At 39.4% G+C, this 18,909-nt stretch carries 16 protein-coding genes; 2 read left to right on the top strand and 14 right to left on the bottom strand.

Annotated features, from left to right (window positions below):
- Positions 1-194 precede the first annotated feature (194 nt).
- The 10 genes from leuD to ACIQ1H_RS03960 all read right to left on the bottom strand — a co-directional run bounded on the left by leuD (position 195) and on the right by ACIQ1H_RS03960 (position 13,395).
- Positions 195-785 carry a 3-isopropylmalate dehydratase small subunit gene (gene leuD / locus ACIQ1H_RS04005; protein WP_402886682.1) on the bottom strand — a complete coding sequence of 197 codons (591 nt, stop codon included), beginning with the start codon at positions 783-785 and terminating at the stop codon, positions 195-197.
- A gap of 31 nt (positions 786-816) precedes the next feature.
- Positions 817-2,226: a 3-isopropylmalate dehydratase large subunit gene (gene leuC, locus ACIQ1H_RS04000; protein WP_402886680.1), complete on the bottom strand. Its 1,410-nt coding sequence runs from the start codon at positions 2,224-2,226 to the stop codon at positions 817-819.
- Positions 2,227-2,242: 16 nt separating this feature from the next.
- Entirely contained in the window at positions 2,243-3,343 is a 1,101-nt protein-coding gene (gene leuB / locus ACIQ1H_RS03995) for a 3-isopropylmalate dehydrogenase (RefSeq protein ID WP_173478922.1), read from the bottom strand.
- Positions 3,344-3,431: 88 nt separating this feature from the next.
- A complete protein-coding gene (locus ACIQ1H_RS03990; protein WP_402886678.1) occupies positions 3,432-4,973 on the bottom strand; it encodes a 2-isopropylmalate synthase in 1,542 nt (513 codons plus the stop codon).
- Entirely contained in the window at positions 4,960-5,994 is a 1,035-nt protein-coding gene (ilvC, locus tag ACIQ1H_RS03985) for a ketol-acid reductoisomerase (RefSeq protein WP_173478924.1), read from the bottom strand. Before ilvC ends, ACIQ1H_RS03990 begins: the two co-directional genes overlap by 14 nt.
- 96 nt (positions 5,995-6,090) lie before the next feature.
- Positions 6,091-6,606 carry an acetolactate synthase small subunit gene (ilvN, locus tag ACIQ1H_RS03980; protein WP_173478925.1) on the bottom strand — a complete coding sequence of 172 codons (516 nt, stop codon included), beginning with the start codon at positions 6,604-6,606 and terminating at the stop codon, positions 6,091-6,093.
- The gene (gene ilvB, locus ACIQ1H_RS03975; protein ID WP_402886676.1) at positions 6,603-8,366 is read right to left on the bottom strand and encodes a biosynthetic-type acetolactate synthase large subunit; all 1,764 of its coding nucleotides are present in this window, start codon (positions 8,364-8,366) and stop codon (positions 6,603-6,605) included. The genes ilvN and ilvB overlap by 4 nt, the downstream gene beginning before the upstream one ends.
- Before the next feature lie 498 nt (positions 8,367-8,864).
- Positions 8,865-10,535 carry a dihydroxy-acid dehydratase gene (gene ilvD / locus ACIQ1H_RS03970; protein WP_173478927.1) on the bottom strand — a complete coding sequence of 557 codons (1,671 nt, stop codon included), beginning with the start codon at positions 10,533-10,535 and terminating at the stop codon, positions 8,865-8,867.
- 374 nt (positions 10,536-10,909) lie between these two features.
- Entirely contained in the window at positions 10,910-12,232 is a 1,323-nt protein-coding gene (locus tag ACIQ1H_RS03965; protein ID WP_402886674.1) for a D-arabinono-1,4-lactone oxidase, read from the bottom strand.
- Positions 12,220-13,395 carry an amino acid deaminase/aldolase gene (locus ACIQ1H_RS03960; RefSeq protein WP_402886672.1) on the bottom strand — a complete coding sequence of 392 codons (1,176 nt, stop codon included), beginning with the start codon at positions 13,393-13,395 and terminating at the stop codon, positions 12,220-12,222. Before ACIQ1H_RS03960 ends, ACIQ1H_RS03965 begins: the two co-directional genes overlap by 13 nt.
- 495 nt (positions 13,396-13,890) lie before the next feature.
- Here ACIQ1H_RS03960 and ACIQ1H_RS03955 point away from each other — a divergent pair, with 495 nt between their 5' ends.
- Together ACIQ1H_RS03955 and ACIQ1H_RS03950 are read left to right on the top strand one after the other, a co-directional pair.
- On the top strand, positions 13,891-14,436 hold the full coding sequence (locus tag ACIQ1H_RS03955) for a cysteine hydrolase family protein (RefSeq protein WP_173478930.1): 546 nt from the start codon (positions 13,891-13,893) through the stop codon (positions 14,434-14,436).
- 104 nt (positions 14,437-14,540) lie between these two features.
- Positions 14,541-14,798, top strand: coding sequence for a GlsB/YeaQ/YmgE family stress response membrane protein (locus tag ACIQ1H_RS03950; protein WP_173478931.1), 258 nt, complete (start codon positions 14,541-14,543; stop codon positions 14,796-14,798).
- Positions 14,799-14,883: 85 nt separating this feature from the next.
- Here ACIQ1H_RS03950 and ACIQ1H_RS03945 read toward each other — a convergent pair whose 3' ends face one another.
- Genes ACIQ1H_RS03945 through ACIQ1H_RS03930 form a run of 4 tightly spaced genes read right to left on the bottom strand, consistent with a single transcriptional unit; the run spans position 14,884 to position 18,895 of the window.
- The gene (locus tag ACIQ1H_RS03945) at positions 14,884-16,227 is read right to left on the bottom strand and encodes an LLM class flavin-dependent oxidoreductase (protein ID WP_402886669.1); all 1,344 of its coding nucleotides are present in this window, start codon (positions 16,225-16,227) and stop codon (positions 14,884-14,886) included.
- 12 nt (positions 16,228-16,239) lie between these two features.
- Complete coding sequence (locus tag ACIQ1H_RS03940) at positions 16,240-17,052, bottom strand: ABC transporter permease (protein WP_402886668.1); 813 nt, start codon at positions 17,050-17,052, stop codon at positions 16,240-16,242.
- A gap of 4 nt (positions 17,053-17,056) precedes the next feature.
- Positions 17,057-17,884, bottom strand: coding sequence for an ABC transporter permease (locus ACIQ1H_RS03935; RefSeq protein ID WP_402886666.1), 828 nt, complete (start codon positions 17,882-17,884; stop codon positions 17,057-17,059).
- 18 nt (positions 17,885-17,902) lie between these two features.
- The gene (locus tag ACIQ1H_RS03930) at positions 17,903-18,895 is read right to left on the bottom strand and encodes an aliphatic sulfonate ABC transporter substrate-binding protein (protein ID WP_402886664.1); all 993 of its coding nucleotides are present in this window, start codon (positions 18,893-18,895) and stop codon (positions 17,903-17,905) included.
- Between the last annotated feature and the right edge of the window lie 14 nt (positions 18,896-18,909).

Genomic DNA, 18,909 nt, shown 5'->3' with positions numbered 1-18,909 from the left:
CGTTTTATCGGCGATTTGTTGCCATGTATCGGCGATTCTACTCGTTTTATCGGCTCTTTCTCGCCATGTATCGGCGATTCCACCAATTGTATCGGTGATGGCAAATATTCGCTATAACTGACAGCAATGTTTCCAGCAAAAAAAGTGTTAGATTGCTCGCAGTCAATCTAACACTTTTTATCTGTACCATTTAATTAGTAGGCTACACGCTGCGCTTCATATGCAGCAATTTGATCTTCATACTTAATTGTTAGGGCAATTTCATCCCAGCCATTTAATAATGTTTCTTTATAATACGAGTCGATAGTAAATGTATAAACTTTACCATCTTCGCCCGTTACAGTTTGTGCTTCTAAATTTACTTCAACATGATAAGGCTTTGTTAAACCTTTTTCTAAAATTTCGTCGCACTCTGCTTCTGTTAGCTTAATTGGTAAAATACCATTTTTAAAGCAGTTATTATGGAAAATGTCTGCAAACGATGGTGCAATGACTACATTAAAGCCATAATCTAAAATGGCCCATGGTGCATGCTCACGAGAAGAGCCACAACCAAAATTATCTTGGGCAACTAGAATTTTAGAGTTTTTAAATTCAGCTTTATTTAAGACAAAGTCTTGCACTTCATTTCCTTGTGCATCAAAGCGCCAGTGATAAAACAAATATTGACCAAAGCCTGTACGTTCAATTCGTTTTAAAAATTCTTTCGATATAATTTGATCTGTATCAACATTTTTACGATCAAGTGGTGTAATAACACTATTTACAATATTAATTGGTTCCATTTCAATCATCCCTTCCGTGTAAATTTAGCTTTTACACAGTTTCCTTCACGAATTCCCGTACATCAACGAAATGTCCGGCAATCGCTGCTGCCGCTGCCATTGGCGGTGATACTAAATGCGTGCGCGCGCCTGCACCTTGTCGACCTTCGAAATTACGGTTTGATGTTGATGCACAGCGTTTTCCAGCTGGTACAACATCATCATTCATTGCCAAGCACATCGAGCAACCTGATTCGCGCCATTCAAAACCAGCATCGATGAAAATTTTATCCAACCCTTCATCCTCAGCTTGTTTTTTCGTTGAATGGGAACCTGGCACAACGATTGCTGTAACGTTTTCATGGACTTTACGGCCTTGAATAACGTTTGCCGCAGCACGTAAATCACTTAACCGTGAGTTCGTGCATGAGCCAATGAATACGTATTGGATATCGATGGATGTTAATGGCTGCCCTTCTTCTAAGCCCATATATTCAAGCGCTTTACGAAGTGCCGCTTTGTCAGACTCATCCTTATAATCTGCCTGCGTCGGAATATTTTGCGATACGCCTGAACCCATTGAAGGATTTGTTCCCCAAGTAATGATTGGCTCAATTTCTTCAGCTTTAATAATGCGAACTTCATCATATGTAGCATCCTCATCTGATGCTAAACTTAGCCAATATGCTGTAGCTTCTTCAAATTTTTCACCTTGTGGTGCATATTTACGACCGCGAATATAATCTACTGTAATTTGGTCTGGTGATACAAGACCAGCCTTTGCTCCTGCTTCGATTGACATATTACAGATTGTCATTCGTTCTTCCATTGTCAGTTTGTGGATTGCCTCTCCAGTGAATTCCACAATATGTCCTGTACCAACGCCAATACCGAATTTCGAGATAATTGCTAAAATAATATCCTTTGCCGCAACACCAAATGGTAGTTCTCCTTCAACTCGGATTTCCATTGTTTTAGGCTTATTTTGCCATAACGTTTGTGTGGACATAACATGTTCTACTTCAGATGTACCGATACCAAATGCAATCGCTCCAAATGCACCGTGTGTAGATGTATGCGAATCACCACAAACGATTGTTTTACCAGGTTGTGTTAACCCTAATTCTGGTCCAATAACGTGGACAATTCCTTGATCAGGGTGACCCATACCAGCAAGTTCAATGCCGAATTCAGCCGCATTTTTCGCTAGTGTTTCAATCTGATTGCGTGCAATAGGGTCATTGATCGTCGGTAAATTTTTCGTTGGAACGTTATGATCCATCGTTGCAAAGCTTAAATCAGGACGACGCACTTTACGTCCGTTCATGCGTAAGCCTTCAAATGCTTGCGGAGAAGTTACTTCATGAATCAAATGAAGATCAATATATAACAGGTCCGGTTTGCCCTCTTCCTGATAAACAACATGTTTATCCCAAATCTTTTCAATTATATTTTTTCCCATTGTCTTCACCTATTTCTTAAATGTATGTTGTCATAATACTTTCCGATACAAAGCTAGTATCAATTTCGTTAATTACTTTATCTGTCCATTCATTTGTTGATAGTGTGCGTCCTCCATCACGGGCAAGATCTGCTGTAAAGTAACCATCATCAAAGACAGCGCTAACTGCACGTTCAATTTCAGCCGCTTCTTCTGCTAGGCCAAAAGAGTATTGTAACATCATAGCAACTGAAAGAATTGTTGCTGCTGGATTAGCAACACCTTGCCCTGCGATTTCTGGTGCTGAACCGTGTACCGGTTCATAAAGCCCAAAATTATCACCACGGATAGATGCAGATGGTAAAACACCAAGAGACCCTGTGATAACAGATGCTTCATCACTTAAAATATCTCCAAACATGTTTTCCGTCACAACGACATCATAGTGAGCTGGGTTTGTAATTAACTTCATTGCTACTGAATCTACTAAGTTGTGCTCAACTTGCACATCTGGATAATCCTTTTTCTTCGCTTCTACAACTTCACGCCATAATCGGCTTGTTTCAAGTACGTTTGCTTTATCGACAGAACATAATTTGCCTCCACGTAAACGTGCTAATTCAAAGGCATTTTCAACGATACGCTCTACTTCTGCTGTTGAATATACTGTAGTATCAATTGCGCCATTTTCAGTACGCATACGTGGTTCCCCGAAGTATACGCCGCCTGTAAGTTCACGTACGATCATTAAATCGACGTTTTCGGCTACTTCACGTTTTAAAGGTGAAGCATCTAGTAAACTCGGGAACGCCTTTACTGGACGTAAATTTGCGAATAAGTCAAAGTGCTTGCGGATACGTAACAATCCTTTTTCTGGACGTAGTTCTGGAGGGTTATTGTCCCATTTCGGACCCCCTACTGCTCCTAATAAAATAGCATCACTGCCCTCACACATTTCAATTGTTTCATCGGGTAGTGGATTATTGTGTTGATCGATAGCAGCGCCTCCAATCGTTCCATAGCCTAAATGGAAGGTATGGTTAAATCGTTTGCCGATTACTTGTAATACACGTATAGCTGACGCAACCACTTCTGGCCCAATTCCGTCGCCAGGTAGTACTGTAATTTTTTTCTCCATTAATAAAACACCTTTCTTTTTATAGAGTATGGTTACGCTATTTTAGGAAAAACTCTCACCTATTTATATAGATGAGAGCCAATTCCAATTAAACTAATTGACCTTGCGCTCGAAGACTTACTTGAATTAAATGTCGATTAATCGCATTTAAATACGCTTTCGCAGATGCTTCTAATACATCTTGAGATGAGTTCCGTCCCGTTGTGGATACACCGTCATATCGAATATTAATAACAGCCTCACCAAGGGCATCTCTTCCTTTACCAACAGATTTCACACGATAATCAATAACATTGATGTCACCAGGAACAAGTTGTTCTAATGTATTAAAAATAGCTTCCACTGAGCCTGAGCCCGTTGCCACTACATTTTTCAAATGTCCTTCTGGTGTCACAACAGTTGCAGTAGCAGTCGGAATATTTTCAGTACCATACTGCACTTGGACCATTTTCAGTTCAAATAATGGCACATCTTCAATTTGAACTTGTTGCTCCGTAAGTAGCGTTAGTAAATCTTCTTCCGTAATTTCCTTTTTACGATCTGCTAACTGTTTAAACTCAGTAAAGGCTTTGTTTAGCTTTTCATCTGATAGTGTAAAGCCCATTGTTACGGCACGATCACGGAAGGCAGCACGCCCAGAATGTTTTCCAAGGACAAGTGGCACTTCCCCTTCGCCTATTAATGCAGGCGATATAATTTCGTAAGTTTCAGGGTTTTTTAGCACGCCATCTTGGTGAATACCAGACTCATGTGCAAATGCATTTTTACCAACGATTGCTTTGTTCGGCTGAATAACGACATTTGTTAGTTTACTTACTAGTTGAGATGTACGCTTAATCTCTTGTAGATTAATGCCTGTTTCAACTGGGTAAATATCTTTACGAATATGAAGCGCAACCGCAATTTCTTCTAAGGCAACATTCCCCGCACGCTCTCCAATACCATTAATTGTTCCTTCTATTTGTGATGCACCGTTTTCGATAGCTGCGATTGTGTTCGCTGTCGCCATCCCTAAGTCATCATGGCAATGTGCTGAGAATTTAACTTTTTCAGCACCCTTCACATTTTCTAGTAAAAATTTAAACAATGCCCCATATTCTTGTGGTGATGCATAGCCAACAGTATCAGGCACATTAATCGTCGTCGCACCTGCTGCAATGACTTCATTCATAATTCGGACTAAAAATGCGCGATCTGAGCGGAAAGCATCCTCTGCTGACCATTGCACAAGAGGGAAGTATTTTTTCGCATATTTCACTGCTTCAATTGCTTGCGCTACTACTTGATCTGGTGATTTTTTTAGCTTGTATTCCATATGAATTGGAGAGGTTGCTAAAAAAATATGAATATGTGGTTGCTCTGCTACTTTAATTGCATCCCAAGTTGTATCAATATCTTTTTGGACACAACGTGCTAGCCCTGTAACGATTGAGTTTTTCACAGTACCAGCAATCCGATTAACCGCCTCAAAGTCACCAGGTGATGAAGCAGGAAAACCTGCTTCAATAATCGTTACACCTAGTCGTTCAAGTTGCTTAGCAATTTCAATTTTCTCTGCCGTATTTAAGTTAATACCTGCAGATTGTTCGCCATCGCGAAGTGTTGTATCGAAAATATCAATTTTTCGCACTAGTCGCCACTTCTCTCACAACTTTTTCCTTACCTTCATTGATGAATGGCATCATTTCGCGTAATTTAGCACCAACTTCTTCGATTTGGTGGTTAGCCCCAGCTTCTTTGAATTTTGTATAGTCAGGACGACCGTTTTCATTTTCTTGAATCCAACGACGAGCAAATGTACCATCTTGGATATCTGTTAGTACTTCCTTCATACGACCTTTTACAGATTCATCAATGATACGTGGACCCGCAACATAATCACCCCACTCAGCTGTATCAGATACTGAGTAACGCATTGTTGCCATACCACCTTCAAACATTAAGTCCACGATTAATTTTAATTCGTGTAATGTTTCGAAGTAAGCAAGTTCTGGTTGGTAACCAGCCTCTACTAATGTTTCGAAGCCTGCTTTTACTAATTGTGTTGCCCCACCACAAAGTACTGCTTGCTCACCGAATAGATCTGTTTCTGTTTCTTCTTTGAATGTCGTTTCTAGTAAGCCGCCACGTGCTGCACCAATACCTTTACCGTAAGCAAGTGCTAAATCTTTTGCTTGACCAGTTGCATCTTGATGGATTGCGAACAAACCTGGTACACCTGCACCTTGTTGGAATTGACGACGAACTAGATGCCCTGGACCTTTAGGTGCTACTAAAAATACGTCAACATCTGCAGGTGGTGTAATTTGACCGAAGTGAATATTGAAGCCATGCGCAAACATAAGTGCTTTACCAGCTTCTAAATATGGCGCGATTTCAGCTTCATAAACTGCTTTTTGACGCTCATCTGGAAGTAAGATTTGGATTACATCTGCTTGTTGCGCTGCTTCAGCAACTGTTTTAACATCTAAGCCATCCGCCTTAGCTGCGTCGAAAGATCCGCCTGGACGAACACCTACTACTACATCGAAACCTGATTCTTTTAGGTTTAATGCATGTGCGTGACCTTGTGATCCGTAACCGATAATTGCGATTTTTTTCCCTTTTAATACGTCCTCGTTGATGTTTTGTTCATAGTACATAGTAGCCATTGTTTGTTTCCTCCTAATAGTGGGTTTATTTTTTTGCTTGTGATCATTACTACTTATTCAGTATTTCAAATCACAAGTTTCCATTTTATATGCAAACTATTTTAAAATAGAGAGCTGTGTATTCATGATTTTTTGTGTTTCACGAACAGATGCTGTTGCACCCGTACGTGTTAATTCTTTAATGCCATATGGGCGAATAAGCTCAATAAAGGCATCAATTTTTTCTGGATGTCCTACTACTTGATATGTCACAACGTTTTTCGCTGTATCAATAATTTGTGGACGGAACGGTTCAACTATTGAGTTCATTTCCAGACGTAAATTTGGTGGTGAAATAACCTTCACAAGCGCTAGCTCACGAAGCACGATAGATTTATCTGTAATGTCATTGACCTTTAACACATCAATTTGCTTCGATAGTTGCTTCACAAGTTGTTCAATTTTCCGCTCATCTTCTACGTTTACAACAAACGTCATTTTAGAGAAGTTTGGCTGTTCTGTATGACCAACTGTGATCGATTCGATATTGAATTGACGCTTCATAAGTAAACCTGTTACACGGTTTAGTACACCACTTTGATTAATCACTGTTACGGTAATTACTCGTTTCAATTCTTTTTCACCCCAATCATTTCATGTAACCCTTTACCTGGTGCAACCATTGGATATACACATTCAAGCTGTTTTACACGGCAATCGATTAACGCTGGCTCGTCATTAAGAAGCGCCTCACGGAAAATACTTTCCGCTTCATCAATTGTGTTAATGCGATAGCCTTTAATGCCGTATGCATCCGCTAATTTAACAAAGTCTGGCTGGATCGGCATAAGTGAAGATGAATAACGCTCTTCATAGAAAGTTTGTTGCCATTGGCGAACCATTCCTAAACAGCTGTTATTTAAAATCACAATTTTTACTGGTAAGTTGAATTCTTGTAATAAGGAAAGCTCTTGTGCAGTCATTTGGAATCCTGCATCGCCTACAATCGAAACAACTTTTTTGTCTGGCTTCGCAAACTGGGCTCCAATTGCGGCTGGGAAGCCGAAGCCCATCGTACCAAGTCCACCAGACGTTACCCATCCATGATCATTGTTCAAGCGGTAATATTGTGCAGCCCACATTTGATGCTGACCGACATCCGTCGTAACAATGGCATCACCTTCAGTAATTTTATGCACAAGCTCTAGCGCTTCCTGCGGTAAAACTTCTGAGTCACCAGCTTCTTTTGTATACCAAAGCGGATATTCATTTGCATGATTGCTTAAAAATTCTAGCCATTGCGCAGTATCTGGACCATCAAAGTCCTTTTTCAATAATGACTTTAACGCCTCTTTCGCATCCGCAACGATTGGAATATCCGTTGGTACGTTTTTACCAATTTCAGCCGGATCAATATCGATATGGACAATTGTCGCGTTTGGTGCAAATGTTGCTAAATTCCCTGTCAAACGGTCATCAAAGCGAGCACCGATATTTAAAAGTAAATCGGATTTTGTAATCGCGATATTCGCTGTGACCGTCCCATGCATCCCTGCCATACCAATAAATAATTCGTGGTCACCATGGATTGAGCCTAGCCCTAATAAAGTATTGGCCACTGGAATTCGATACTTTTCAGCGAATGTTGTTAATTCTTCACGTGCATCAGCAAATAGTACACCAGCGCCTGCTAAAATTACTGGATTTTTTGCTAATGAAATGGCTTGAATGGCCTTTTGAATTTGTAAATAGTTCGGCTTATATGTTGGCTGATAGCCTGGTAAATAGATTTCTTCTGGTTCTTTCGGTGGATTATCGACATCAAACAGCATTTGAGAGACGTTTTTCGGGAAATCCACAACAACTGGTCCTTTACGGCCTGTATTGGCAATATGGAAAGCTTCTTTCACGATGCGTGGAATGTCATTAACATCCTGTACTTGATAGTTATGCTTTGTAATAGGTGTTGTAATGCCCATAATATCTGCCTCTTGGAATGCATCTGTCCCAATAACAGATGTCGCTACCTGTCCTGTGAAAACAACTAGTGGAATCGAATCAATCATTGCATCCGCAATGCCTGTTACTAGGTTCGTTGCCCCTGGCCCACTTGTTGCAATAACAACTCCTGGTTTATTCGATACACGTGCATAGCCTTCAGCTGCGTGAATGGCACCTTGCTCGTGACGAGTTAAAATATGACGAATTGGGTTTTTGTACATTGCATCGTAAATTTGAAGTACTGCCCCACCTGGATATCCAAAAATTATCTCTACACCCTGATCATGTAGCGCTTGGACTAAAACGTCTGCACCGTCTTTCGCTTGAAAAGTTTGTTCTACTTCCTCTGACGCCAATTGTTCTTTTTCATTAATTGAAATATTCACACTCATCAAAATATGCCTCCTTCTTGTCTTTCGATTCACAACAGCATACGACTACCTGTTCTAGTTAATGAACACTTTAATGATTTAACGTTGAAAAGGTTGAGAAATTGATGCTGGAAAACGTAATTTATTGTTCTTTTTGAAAAAAATAAAAAGCCTTTTTCTCCGAACGCAAATAACTACCTTGCGTAGGGATGAAAAAGACTTTTCATGGTACCACCCTTGTTTATAGCAATAAAAATTGCTACCTCGCGAATAAATGAAAGCATTTATGGACCATGCAAGTAACCTCACATCCAATACGGTGTCATAAATCATTTATTCATTAATAACGAGCACTTCGATTATGCCCGGAACTATCTAATGGCGATTACGCGTTTAATAGTTCACTCCGAGGGGATGTCGGATCTAGTTGTATCGCCGGCTTCCAGCACGACCGGCTCTCTGGTAGATACAAGGCTCTAGAACCTTTAACCTCATCAACGTTTTAACTTATTTTTTTAGCTAAATTTTCATTACGCCACCCGTTGAGGCGCTTGTTACTAATTTTGAATACCTTGCTAACCAGCCACGTTTAATTTTCGGTTCAAAAACGGGCAGTTTTGCTCGGCGTTCAGCTAATACTTCATCGGATACTTCTAAATTGATTGTACGATTCGGTAAATCAATTGTAATAATGTCACCATTTTCAACTAAAGCGATTGGACCGCCTTCTGCTGCTTCTGGTGAAATATGCCCTATTGAAATACCGCGAGATGCACCTGAGAAACGACCATCAGTAATTAACGCCACCTTGGTACCAAGACCACGACCTTGAATTGCTGATGTTGGTGCTAACATTTCTGGCATCCCTGGGCCACCTTTTGGTCCTTCATAACGAATGACGACTACATGGCCTTCCTTAACAGTACCGTTATCAATATTTTCTTGGGCTGCTTCTTGTGATTCAAAGACAATGGCTTCTCCTGTAAATACTTTAATAGAAGGATCTACAGCACCAACTTTAATAACAGAGCCATCTGGTGCGATATTGCCAAATAATACTGATAAACCACCGACAGGACTATATGGATTGTCTTTTGTACGAATGACTTGATCATTCGTAATCTGATAATCTTTTACTAGTTCACCCATTGTTACACCTGCAACAGTAGGACGATTCGGATGAATTGCACCTGGAATAGATGTTAATTCATTAATAATGGCACTTACGCCACCAGCTTTATTAATATCATCCATTGAAACATCTGAAGCTGGCATAATTTTCGCTAAATAAGGTACACGCTCTGCAACTTTATTAATATCTTCGATGTTATAGTCAATTTCTGCTTCATTTGCAATTGCTAATGTATGAAGCACCGTATTTGTAGAACCACCCATAGCCATATCTAGTGCAAATGCATCGTCAATTGCTTCTTTCGTAATAATGTCACGCGGCTTGATGTCTTCTTTAACCATTCGCACTAATTGTTTAGCCGCTTCCTTAATAAGTTTATGACGCTCCTCAGAAGTGGCTACAATCGTACCGTTACCTGGAAGTGCTACACCTAGCATTTCCATTAAACAGTTCATAGAGTTCGCTGTGAACATTCCTGAACATGAGCCACATGTTGGACATGCATTATTTTCAATATCTAACAGCTCTTCAGCTGACATGTTACCTGATTTATGAGCCCCTACACCTTCAAATACTGAAGTTAAAGAAAGCTGTTTTCCTGTAGCAGATGTTCCCGCCTCCATTGGACCACCAGATACAAAAATCGATGGTACGTTAGTACGGACCGCTGCCATTAACATCCCTGGTGTGATTTTGTCACAGTTTGGAATGTAAAATACTCCATCAAACCAGTGTGCATTAATAACTGTTTCTGCTGAATCTGCTATAATTTCACGGCTAGGTAAGGAGTAGCGCATACCAATATGCCCCATTGCAATACCATCATCAACACCGATTGTATTAAATTCGAATGGAATACCACCCGCTTCAATTATTGCTTCTTTCACTACATCAGCAAATGTACGTAAATGAACATGACCTGGAATAATGTCAATATAAGAGTTACAAACCCCAATAAATGGTTTACCTAAATCTTTTGCTTTTACTTTACCTGTTGCATATAAAAGACTTCGATGCGGCGCACGATCTACGCCTACTTTAATCATGTCACTTCTCATATTAAACGCCCCTCATTTATTGCTATGTTCGTTTTTATATACAAAATGTTCTGTCTATTTTGTTTTTAACTAGCATCACGCCTTTTCGGCAACTTTGTTGTAACGAACGTATTAAATTGTTGTTATCATAGTACGAATAACTAGGCTAAGTCAACAGTGTTTTTTGAATTGTTTAAAAAATTCAAATACTCTGCTAAATATGAAATCGTTTACATGCTGATTAAGCATCACTTTTATCTCGAATTGATAAATATTTTGACATTTCGTTCAAATTTTAATTTTTTTATTATAAACAACATTCATAATGAATTATTTGTAAAAGTACTTATTGTTTTCCATTATGTTTGGCACCTAAATTTCCGAAATTCAGAATTTTACAATACGAATAATTGCTCTAGGTAATGTGTGAAAAATACTTTTTCAGGATCGTATTGTGCACGGATTGCTAAAAATTTATCTACATTTGGATACAATGCATGAACATGTGAGGCAGTCAAATGACTTTGTTTTCCCCAATGTGGCCGTCCTTGATATTTTTGCATAAGCATATGCACCCATTTAAAATAAGGCTCTTCCGACATGCCTTTATACATATGAAATGCAATAAAAGCTGATTCCTGTCCCTGAGTAGGGCTTAAATAACCAGATTCACCAGCTGTTGTTCGACATTCCAATGGAAAGTGCACATTCAAATGTCCTTTTTTAAACGTTGCATGAATCTCCTCCATACATGCTTCAAATTGCGGTAATGCTATTGCATACTCACTCTCTTGGAATTTTACACTTCGAGGAGAAGGAAAAATTTCATAGCTTATACCAATCTTCTCAGCCTCCACTACATTTGCAGCTGCTAATTTGCTCATCGTACTACTTAAGGATGGCTTCCACTTACATAGTTCAGAAATAGCAAAAAACGCACCATTTTCTACTATTTGTAGTTTTATATTTTCTACGTATTTACTCCATTGACTCTGATACACAGGAGCCAGTGCATTCATTCGTTTAATTTGAATCGTCTCACTGCCAGGGAAGTAAAACCACTCCACATGACGATGCTGTCGAATATCTTTTGCGAATGTCTCAAGCCCATTTGTTAATGTGTCCCTCGCCCCAATATAATGTAAGCTATAGAGCGGTACCACTTTTATTGTTACTTTTACAAGAACACCAAGCATCCCGAGTGAGACATGGAGCGTTTCCGATAAATCATCAACACCTCTATTATGTTCGTGATATGTTCCATTGCCATCGACAAAGCACCAGCGAGTCACTGCCGACGATAGCGAGCCTAACGTAACACCTGTCCCATGTGTACCTGTTGATACTGCACCTGCAATTGTTTGTTCTTGAATATCGCCCATATTGATTAGACCAAAACCATGTGTGGCAAGCTGTGGACCGATTTCATATAAATATGTTCCTGCCCATAAAGTGGCCTCTTGTTTGTCCGCATCAATTGAAATAAGCCCCCGCATATTATGTAATGAAAGTGCAATATGCTCAGGCATGGCAACAGCACTAAAAGAATGAGCCGCACCAGTTACTCGTATTGTTTTCTTAGCATCTCGTGCATGCTTCACTACGTTGACTACTTCTTCTATAGAATGAGGTAAATACTTCTCACTTGGATACGAAATAATATTCCCCGCCCAATTCGTCCATTTTTCTCCACTTTTCCACTTCTCTATAGAAAACATTGACCGTCCCCCCTATATGTTGCAAAGCTACCTACGTATTTATCTCCCCTTATTGCATGGAGTGCTTGAAATCTTTCACACAGCTCACCGGCTTTTGCATGACGAAAATAAATCGTGTCACCAATTGAGATTGTTTTGCCCTTCACCTTAATAGGGGTTTGCACCTCTCCTGCTCCTTCTAAATCGAGAAATGAATAATAAGCAGGCTCATAAAATGCTGGATATCGATCAGTAGCTATCGCTCCCGATGCCGGATAGCCCCCACCATGACAAACCACAATATGATGCGCTGGTTTTCGCGTAACACGAAGTGCAAAGCCTGCTGCTTTGGCAAGCTGTAAATGAGCAAACTGATCAAACAGCGCAGGTGCATAAAATGCTGAACCAACTGTGATTTCCGTAACTTCCTTCTGCATAGCTGTATATGTCATACTGCCTGTCCCACCACCATTAACAAAACGTAATTTTGGAAAATATGCCTTAATATGCGCAATAGCTAATCTACGAAACTGTGTGACTTGCTTTTTTGCTTGTGTTTGCATTAAATCTATTAATCTTCCTTTGATAGCGTTTTCAGGTCGATTGCCAACACCAGCAATTTGCGCTTCATAGCCCATGACGCCTACCACTTCTATATGCGATTGCTCTTTTATATATAATAAGAAAGGTGTGATTAACTCAAGTGAATGAAGAGAAGAACGCTTCGTACCAAAATAAAGCACTTTAAAATCGGTCGACAAATTGATATCGATACATATGGATACTTTAATATCTAGCTCCGACCCAATTTTCTGTAGAAATGCTATATGTTCATGTCTATCCACCATAAATGTGACCGTTCTTCCTTCTTTCACAAATTGTAAAAGCTGGCGAACTGCTATTTCTTCCATAATGGGATAGCCAAGTAGCACATCCTCAAATTGCTGTTCAAGTAAAAATAATGTTTCTGCTGCAGTAAAAGTCATGAGGCCTACTACATTCGAAAGGTTTTGCTGTACATATTGCAGTACCTCCACCGAACGAATTGATTTTGTGGCAATGCGTATTTTTTTCTGCCCACATGCTTGTTGAACATATTTAATATTTTCATCTAGTGCATCAAAGTCAAGCCAGGCAAATGGTCGCTCTAGTCCATTAAAAGCTTGTTGAAATCTTGTCGTCATTAAATCCCTCCATATGCTTTATATATTTGACAGTAGAAAGAAAAATTCACCTTTTTAAGATAAATCCCTTTTCTCTTTCATATTTAAATTTACTAGGGGCTTTTAACTGTTCTTGCATTCTAGCATTACAAAATAATAGACAACAAAAAACAACCGTGGACTACGACGAAATTGCCTTCACGGTTGTTTTAGTATAGGTCAAGCATTGTTCTCACCTTTCTATTGTATTTTTAATTACGAGGCAAATAAAAACTCCGCAGCTAAATTTAACACCACCACTAAATGTAACGCAGCGATTAAGAATCCTTGGCGATCTAAACGTTTCATAGCAGTCATATTCATAATCTATCACCTCTCCTTTTTTCACATTATACGCGCTCATTCATCAATTTTCAAATTATTCTTAATATTAAAATATAACTATTTTTCTGACAACCAAAACCAAATATGGCATGATAAAGAGTGAAATCATGCCTAAAGGAGTGGAGAAAAATTTTGAAAAAAGCATTACTTGTCATTGATTATACAAATGATTTTGTAGCGACAGAAGGCAAACTAACATGTGGAGAACCAGGACAATTACTAGATACGCCTATTGCGACATTAATTGAGCAATTTCTTGCTGACAAAAATTTAGTGGTCTTTGCTAATGACTTACATGAAGAAAATGATCCGTTCCATCCCGAAACGAAGCTTTTTCCTCCTCATAATATAAGGGGCACGCTTGGGCGCAATCTATATGGTCATGTTGGTAAAGTTTATGACTTGCACAAAGAAGAAGTAATTTGGCTCGATAAAACACGCTATAGTGCATTTGCAGGAACAAATTTAGCCATCTTACTAAAAGAACGTGGCATAGAGGAAATTCATTTAGTTGGTGTTTGCACGGATATTTGCATTTTGCATACTGCTGTAGATGCTTATAATTTGGGCATTTCTACAGTTATTTATGCAAATGCTGTCGCTAGCTTTGACGCAGCTGGTCATCAATGGGCTTTACGTCATTTTGAAAATACGCTAGGTGCAACCGTTGTGAAATAACTTGTGAATTAAAAAAAAATGGAGCTGTTTTAGGTTTAATTATACTCAAAAAGGATATAACTAAGTAATGCCATTATATCTTAACTTTGAGGAGATGAATAATTATGATCAGTTTCATTTGGTATTTAATCATCGGAGGAATTTTAGGCTGGTTAGCTGGCGTCATATTAGGAAAAGATGTTCCTGGAGGCATTATTGGTAATATTATTGCCGGGATCGTCGGTTCTTGGATAGGTAGTATGGTTTTAGGAAATTGGGGTTGGAGAGTCAGTGATTTTTATGTATTCCCAGCATTAATAGGTGCAATCGTACTTATCTTCATTGTAAGTCTTATTTTAAAGGGTATGCGTAAAGCCGCCTAAATATGTACAAAAGAGCTATCTTTTTAGATAGCTCTTTTTGTACTTATAAGCAACTTTTTATGCCTATTGAAAAAGTTAGCAATAGTTAAATTGACTGGAGCTTTTTAAAATGATGATAAGATGGTCGCTCTAAACCTAAATGCTCACGCAACGTGTTCCCTTCATATTCTTTACGAAATAGCCCCCTCTCCTGCAGCACTGGAATAACTAAATCTACAAAATCATCCAACCCAACTGGCAGTACAGGCGGCATAATATTAAAACCATCACAGGCATACTCATTAAACCAAAGCTCCAATAAATCTGCTAACTGCTCAGGTGTGCCGACAAATTGCAAATGTCCACGTGCTCCAAGCATTTTACGACCTAATTCTACAATTGATAAGTTCCCAGCCTTTGCAGTATCAAGAAATAATTGGACACGACTTTTCATCCCATTCGAAGCTGCCGCTACATCGGGTAAGTTTTCTGGTAATGGTCCATGTGGATCGTAGCTGGATAGGTCAAAGCCAATAAAGCCTGCAACCGCTGTAACCGCATCCTCTACTGTAATTAGTTTTTGCAAGCTTTCATGTTTTGCCCAAGCATCTTCTTCTGTTAGTGCAACAATAGGCGAAATCCCTGGCATAATTTTTATACTATTTTCATGTCGTCCATGTGCAGCTAATTTTTCATGAATACTACGATAAAATTGTTTAGCCGCTTCAAGAGACTGCTGTGCAGTAAACACTACTTCACCTGTTTTCGCAGCAAACTCTTTGCCCGCTTCAGATGAACCTGCTACTACAAGTACTGGATAACCTTGAGGGGGACGAGGTACATTTAACGGTCCTTTCGAGCTATACCACCGACCTTGGTAATCAATTTCTTTCACTTTCTGCGCATGTGCAAATATTCCATTCTCTTTATCTAATACAATGGCATCATCATCCCAGCTATCCCATAACGCTGTAACTAGATCTACAAATTCTTCAGCCATCTCATAACGGAGTGCATGTTCAGGATGCTTCTCTTTGCCGTAATTATGTGCTTCCATATCCAGTTGAGAGGTTACAATGTTCCAAGCAGCTCGACCTTTACTTATATGGTCTAAAGTGGCATAGCGCCGCGCTACATTATAAGGCTGATTATACGTAGTAGATACAGTAGCGGTTAGCCCTAATTTTGTTGTAGAAGTTGAGATCGCTGACAGTAGAGTGACTGGGTCAAGCATACCAGAAGCTGCCTTTTCTACGTTGATTGCGTATAATAAGTCTGCTAAAAACATCATATCGAATTTCCCACGTTCTGCTGTCTGTGCTAAATCCTTATATAAATCTACTGAAAATATTTCGTTGCTGCGGGCTTCAGGGTGTCTCCAGCTTGCACTATGATGGCCGCTGTAGTAGATAAAAGCCCCTAATCGTAATTGTCCATTTCTTTTCACCATAATTGATCCCTCTTATCCTTTAAAAGTATCTCGCCATCTTAAACATTTGCGTTCTATTGCATAGATGATTGAATCTGAACATTTCCCTAACATTGCAAACATCAAAAGTCCAACAAATACAATGTCTGTTTGCGCGTATGCTCGTGCATCTTGAATCATATAGCCAAGCCCTGCACTTGTTCCCATCATTTCGCTAACAACAAGTACTAACCATGAAGTGCCTAATGCTAATCGTAAACCTAGTAAAATATTTGGAAGTGCTGATGGCAGAATAACCTTCGTGATTGTTTTCCAAAACGAAAACTGCAATATTTTTGAAACCTCCATCAACTTTTGATCGACTGACCGAATCCCTAAAAAGAAGTTTACATACACGGGAAAAAATGCCCCGAGTGCAATCATTAGCACTTTCCCAAATTCACCTAACCCAAACCACAATATAAATAATGGAATTAACGCAAGTAACGGTACTGTCCGAAGCATTTGCAAGCTTGGATCAATCACCTCTTGCGCGAAACGACTAAAGCCTGTCAAAATACCAAGTAAAATACCTGTTCCAGCCCCAACAATAAATCCTCCTAACACACGTTGCCCACTGATAGTGAAGTGATAGAAAAGTTCTCCATTTCCAAGTAATGTTACAAAAGTTGATATAATTTTTATGGGCGTTGGGAGGATTTGTTCTTCGACAAAACCGAAACTTCCAATGGCTTGCCATAGAAGGATGACGAGTAAAGGGACAATCCATGGATAAATTAAATCCATCCAATTCAATGGACGCTTCTGTTTCTTTACATAGATTTGTTCATTGTTTACAACTGCCATCCATTCAACCTCCTTTAAAATTTTGCTGCCAACGTAAACATTTGCGTTCAATCAATAGAATAAGTGAATCTGATATTTTCCCAAGTGCAGCAAAAATAATAATTCCTACGAACACTGTTGAAATCATCGCCATTGCACGTGCATCATTAATGAGAAACCCAATCCCCGACGTCGAGCCCATCATCTCAGCTACAACCAATCCAAGCCATGCAATACCTAGCGATAATCGAAGTCCTAAAAAGATGTTCGGAAGGGCTGATGGAATAATAACCTTCGTCAATAAATGCCATTTATTAAATTGCAGTACATGTGCCACTTCAAATAGCTTCCGATCCATCGAACGAATACCTAGAAACGTATTTACGTAAAGCGGGAAAAAAGATCCTTTCGCTATTAACAACAGCTTCGATGTTTCCCCAAAGCCAAACCACAATATAAATAATGGGGCAATCGCTAAATGTGGTAACATTCGTAGCATTTGAATGGATGGATTTAGTAGCTTTTCGGACAAATATGAAAAGCCTACTACAATTCCAGCTAGCAACCCTAGCACTCCTCCTAAAACGAATCCACTTAATGCACGCCAAGTTGAAATTTGTAAATGCCCTAACAAGTGCCCATGCTGCATTAAATAGATGAATTCAAGTAAAATGTCAGATGGCATCGATAGTAACAACGGATTTAAATACGCGTTGCGTCCAGCAACTTCCCATACAATGAGAAGTCCAATGGGTAAAATCGATCCCAATAGTAGTGTTCGAAGCTGTACAGGCGATTTCAGTCGTTGTTTTTTTCGTCGTACTTGCATATTTTTTTCAATTATCGATTCCATCCCGTCAACCCCTAATCATTACTTTAATGCTTTTTCAATATATTGATTATCGAATACATCACTGACATTAATTTCTTTTCGAATGGTGCCTATTTTAAATTGGAAATCTGCCGTTCTTTGGTGCTCTGCAATAACTTCCTCACTAACTGGAATACTGATGCCACGTGCACGTTTTCGCGTCTCTTCCATTAATGCAACTGGCAAATTCCGTTCTTTAGCATAACGATTCACTGCTTCTTCTTCATGCTCTAACTCCCATTGCAACAGCTCATCATAGGTCTGTAAAAAAGCAACTACTAAATCTGGGTGTTTCTCGGCAAATGAAGTACGAACAATTTGATAGGATGGTGACAAAAGATTAAGCTTTTCCCCATCTGCGATAATTGTGCCTTTCCCAGATAAAGTATTGATCGTTAAATACGGTTCCCAAACTGCCCACGCATCCACACTTTTTGCATCAAACGCAGCCTGTGCTTCGTCTGGATTTAGATTAATTATTTCAAGTTTTTCTGGATCAATCCCCTCTTTAAAGAGCCCGCGTAATAAAAAGTCATATGCGTTCGTCCCTTTGCCAACTGCAACCTTTTTGCCAACTAAATCATGCAAGCTTGTTATGCCACTTGCTGAGTTCACCACAACACCAACATTTTTCTTTCCTTCTAGCACTTGTGAAATTACAGTAAATGGAATACCAGCAGCCTGGGCAGCAATAATTGGCATATTGCCAAGCCCAGCAAAGTCTAATTTATTTGACGCAATTGCCTCAGTCATAGGAGGACCACTTTGAAACTCGACCCATTCGACTGTTGCTCCGTATTTTGCAAATGCCTTTTCAAATAGCTTCTCTTCTTGTGCCTTACCGAATAGGCCACCACTTCCTTGAACACCAATTTTGACTACTACATCTTTTGAAGCTTGCGAATCTTTTGAAGTTGTATCATCCTGTGCACAACCTATAATAAAAACAATGAGCGCTAAAAATAACGCCAATATTGTCACTTGTTTTCTCATCTTCATTCATCCCC

It is taken from the genome of Lysinibacillus sp. NPDC097279 (assembly GCF_044761745.1).
Classification (GTDB): domain Bacteria; phylum Bacillota; class Bacilli; order Bacillales_A; family Planococcaceae; genus Lysinibacillus.
Note: the sequence above shows the minus strand (reverse complement) of the source record. Positions and strands in the feature narration are given on the sequence as shown.

Coding starts and splice junctions, on each gene's coding strand:
- ilvC (WP_173478924.1), bottom strand. CDS start 5,994: ATGGCTACTATGTACTATGAACAAAACATCAACGAGGACGTATTAAAA.
- ACIQ1H_RS03940 (WP_402886668.1), bottom strand. CDS start 17,052: ATGGCAGTTGTAAACAATGAACAAATCTATGTAAAGAAACAGAAGCGT.
- ACIQ1H_RS03965 (WP_402886674.1), bottom strand. CDS start 12,232: ATGTTTTCTATAGAGAAGTGGAAAAGTGGAGAAAAATGGACGAATTGG.
- ilvB (WP_402886676.1), bottom strand. CDS start 8,366: ATGAGTGTGAATATTTCAATTAATGAAAAAGAACAATTGGCGTCAGAG.
- leuB (WP_173478922.1), bottom strand. CDS start 3,343: ATGGAGAAAAAAATTACAGTACTACCTGGCGACGGAATTGGGCCAGAA.
- ACIQ1H_RS03935 (WP_402886666.1), bottom strand. CDS start 17,884: ATGGAATCGATAATTGAAAAAAATATGCAAGTACGACGAAAAAAACAA.
- leuD (WP_402886682.1), bottom strand. CDS start 785: ATGGAACCAATTAATATTGTAAATAGTGTTATTACACCACTTGATCGT.
- leuC (WP_402886680.1), bottom strand. CDS start 2,226: ATGGGAAAAAATATAATTGAAAAGATTTGGGATAAACATGTTGTTTAT.
- ACIQ1H_RS03930 (WP_402886664.1), bottom strand. CDS start 18,895: ATGAGAAAACAAGTGACAATATTGGCGTTATTTTTAGCGCTCATTGTT.
- ACIQ1H_RS03950 (WP_173478931.1), top strand. CDS start 14,541: ATGATCAGTTTCATTTGGTATTTAATCATCGGAGGAATTTTAGGCTGG.
- ACIQ1H_RS03960 (WP_402886672.1), bottom strand. CDS start 13,395: ATGACGACAAGATTTCAACAAGCTTTTAATGGACTAGAGCGACCATTT.
- ilvD (WP_173478927.1), bottom strand. CDS start 10,535: ATGAGAAGTGACATGATTAAAGTAGGCGTAGATCGTGCGCCGCATCGA.
- ACIQ1H_RS03945 (WP_402886669.1), bottom strand. CDS start 16,227: ATGGTGAAAAGAAATGGACAATTACGATTAGGGGCTTTTATCTACTAC.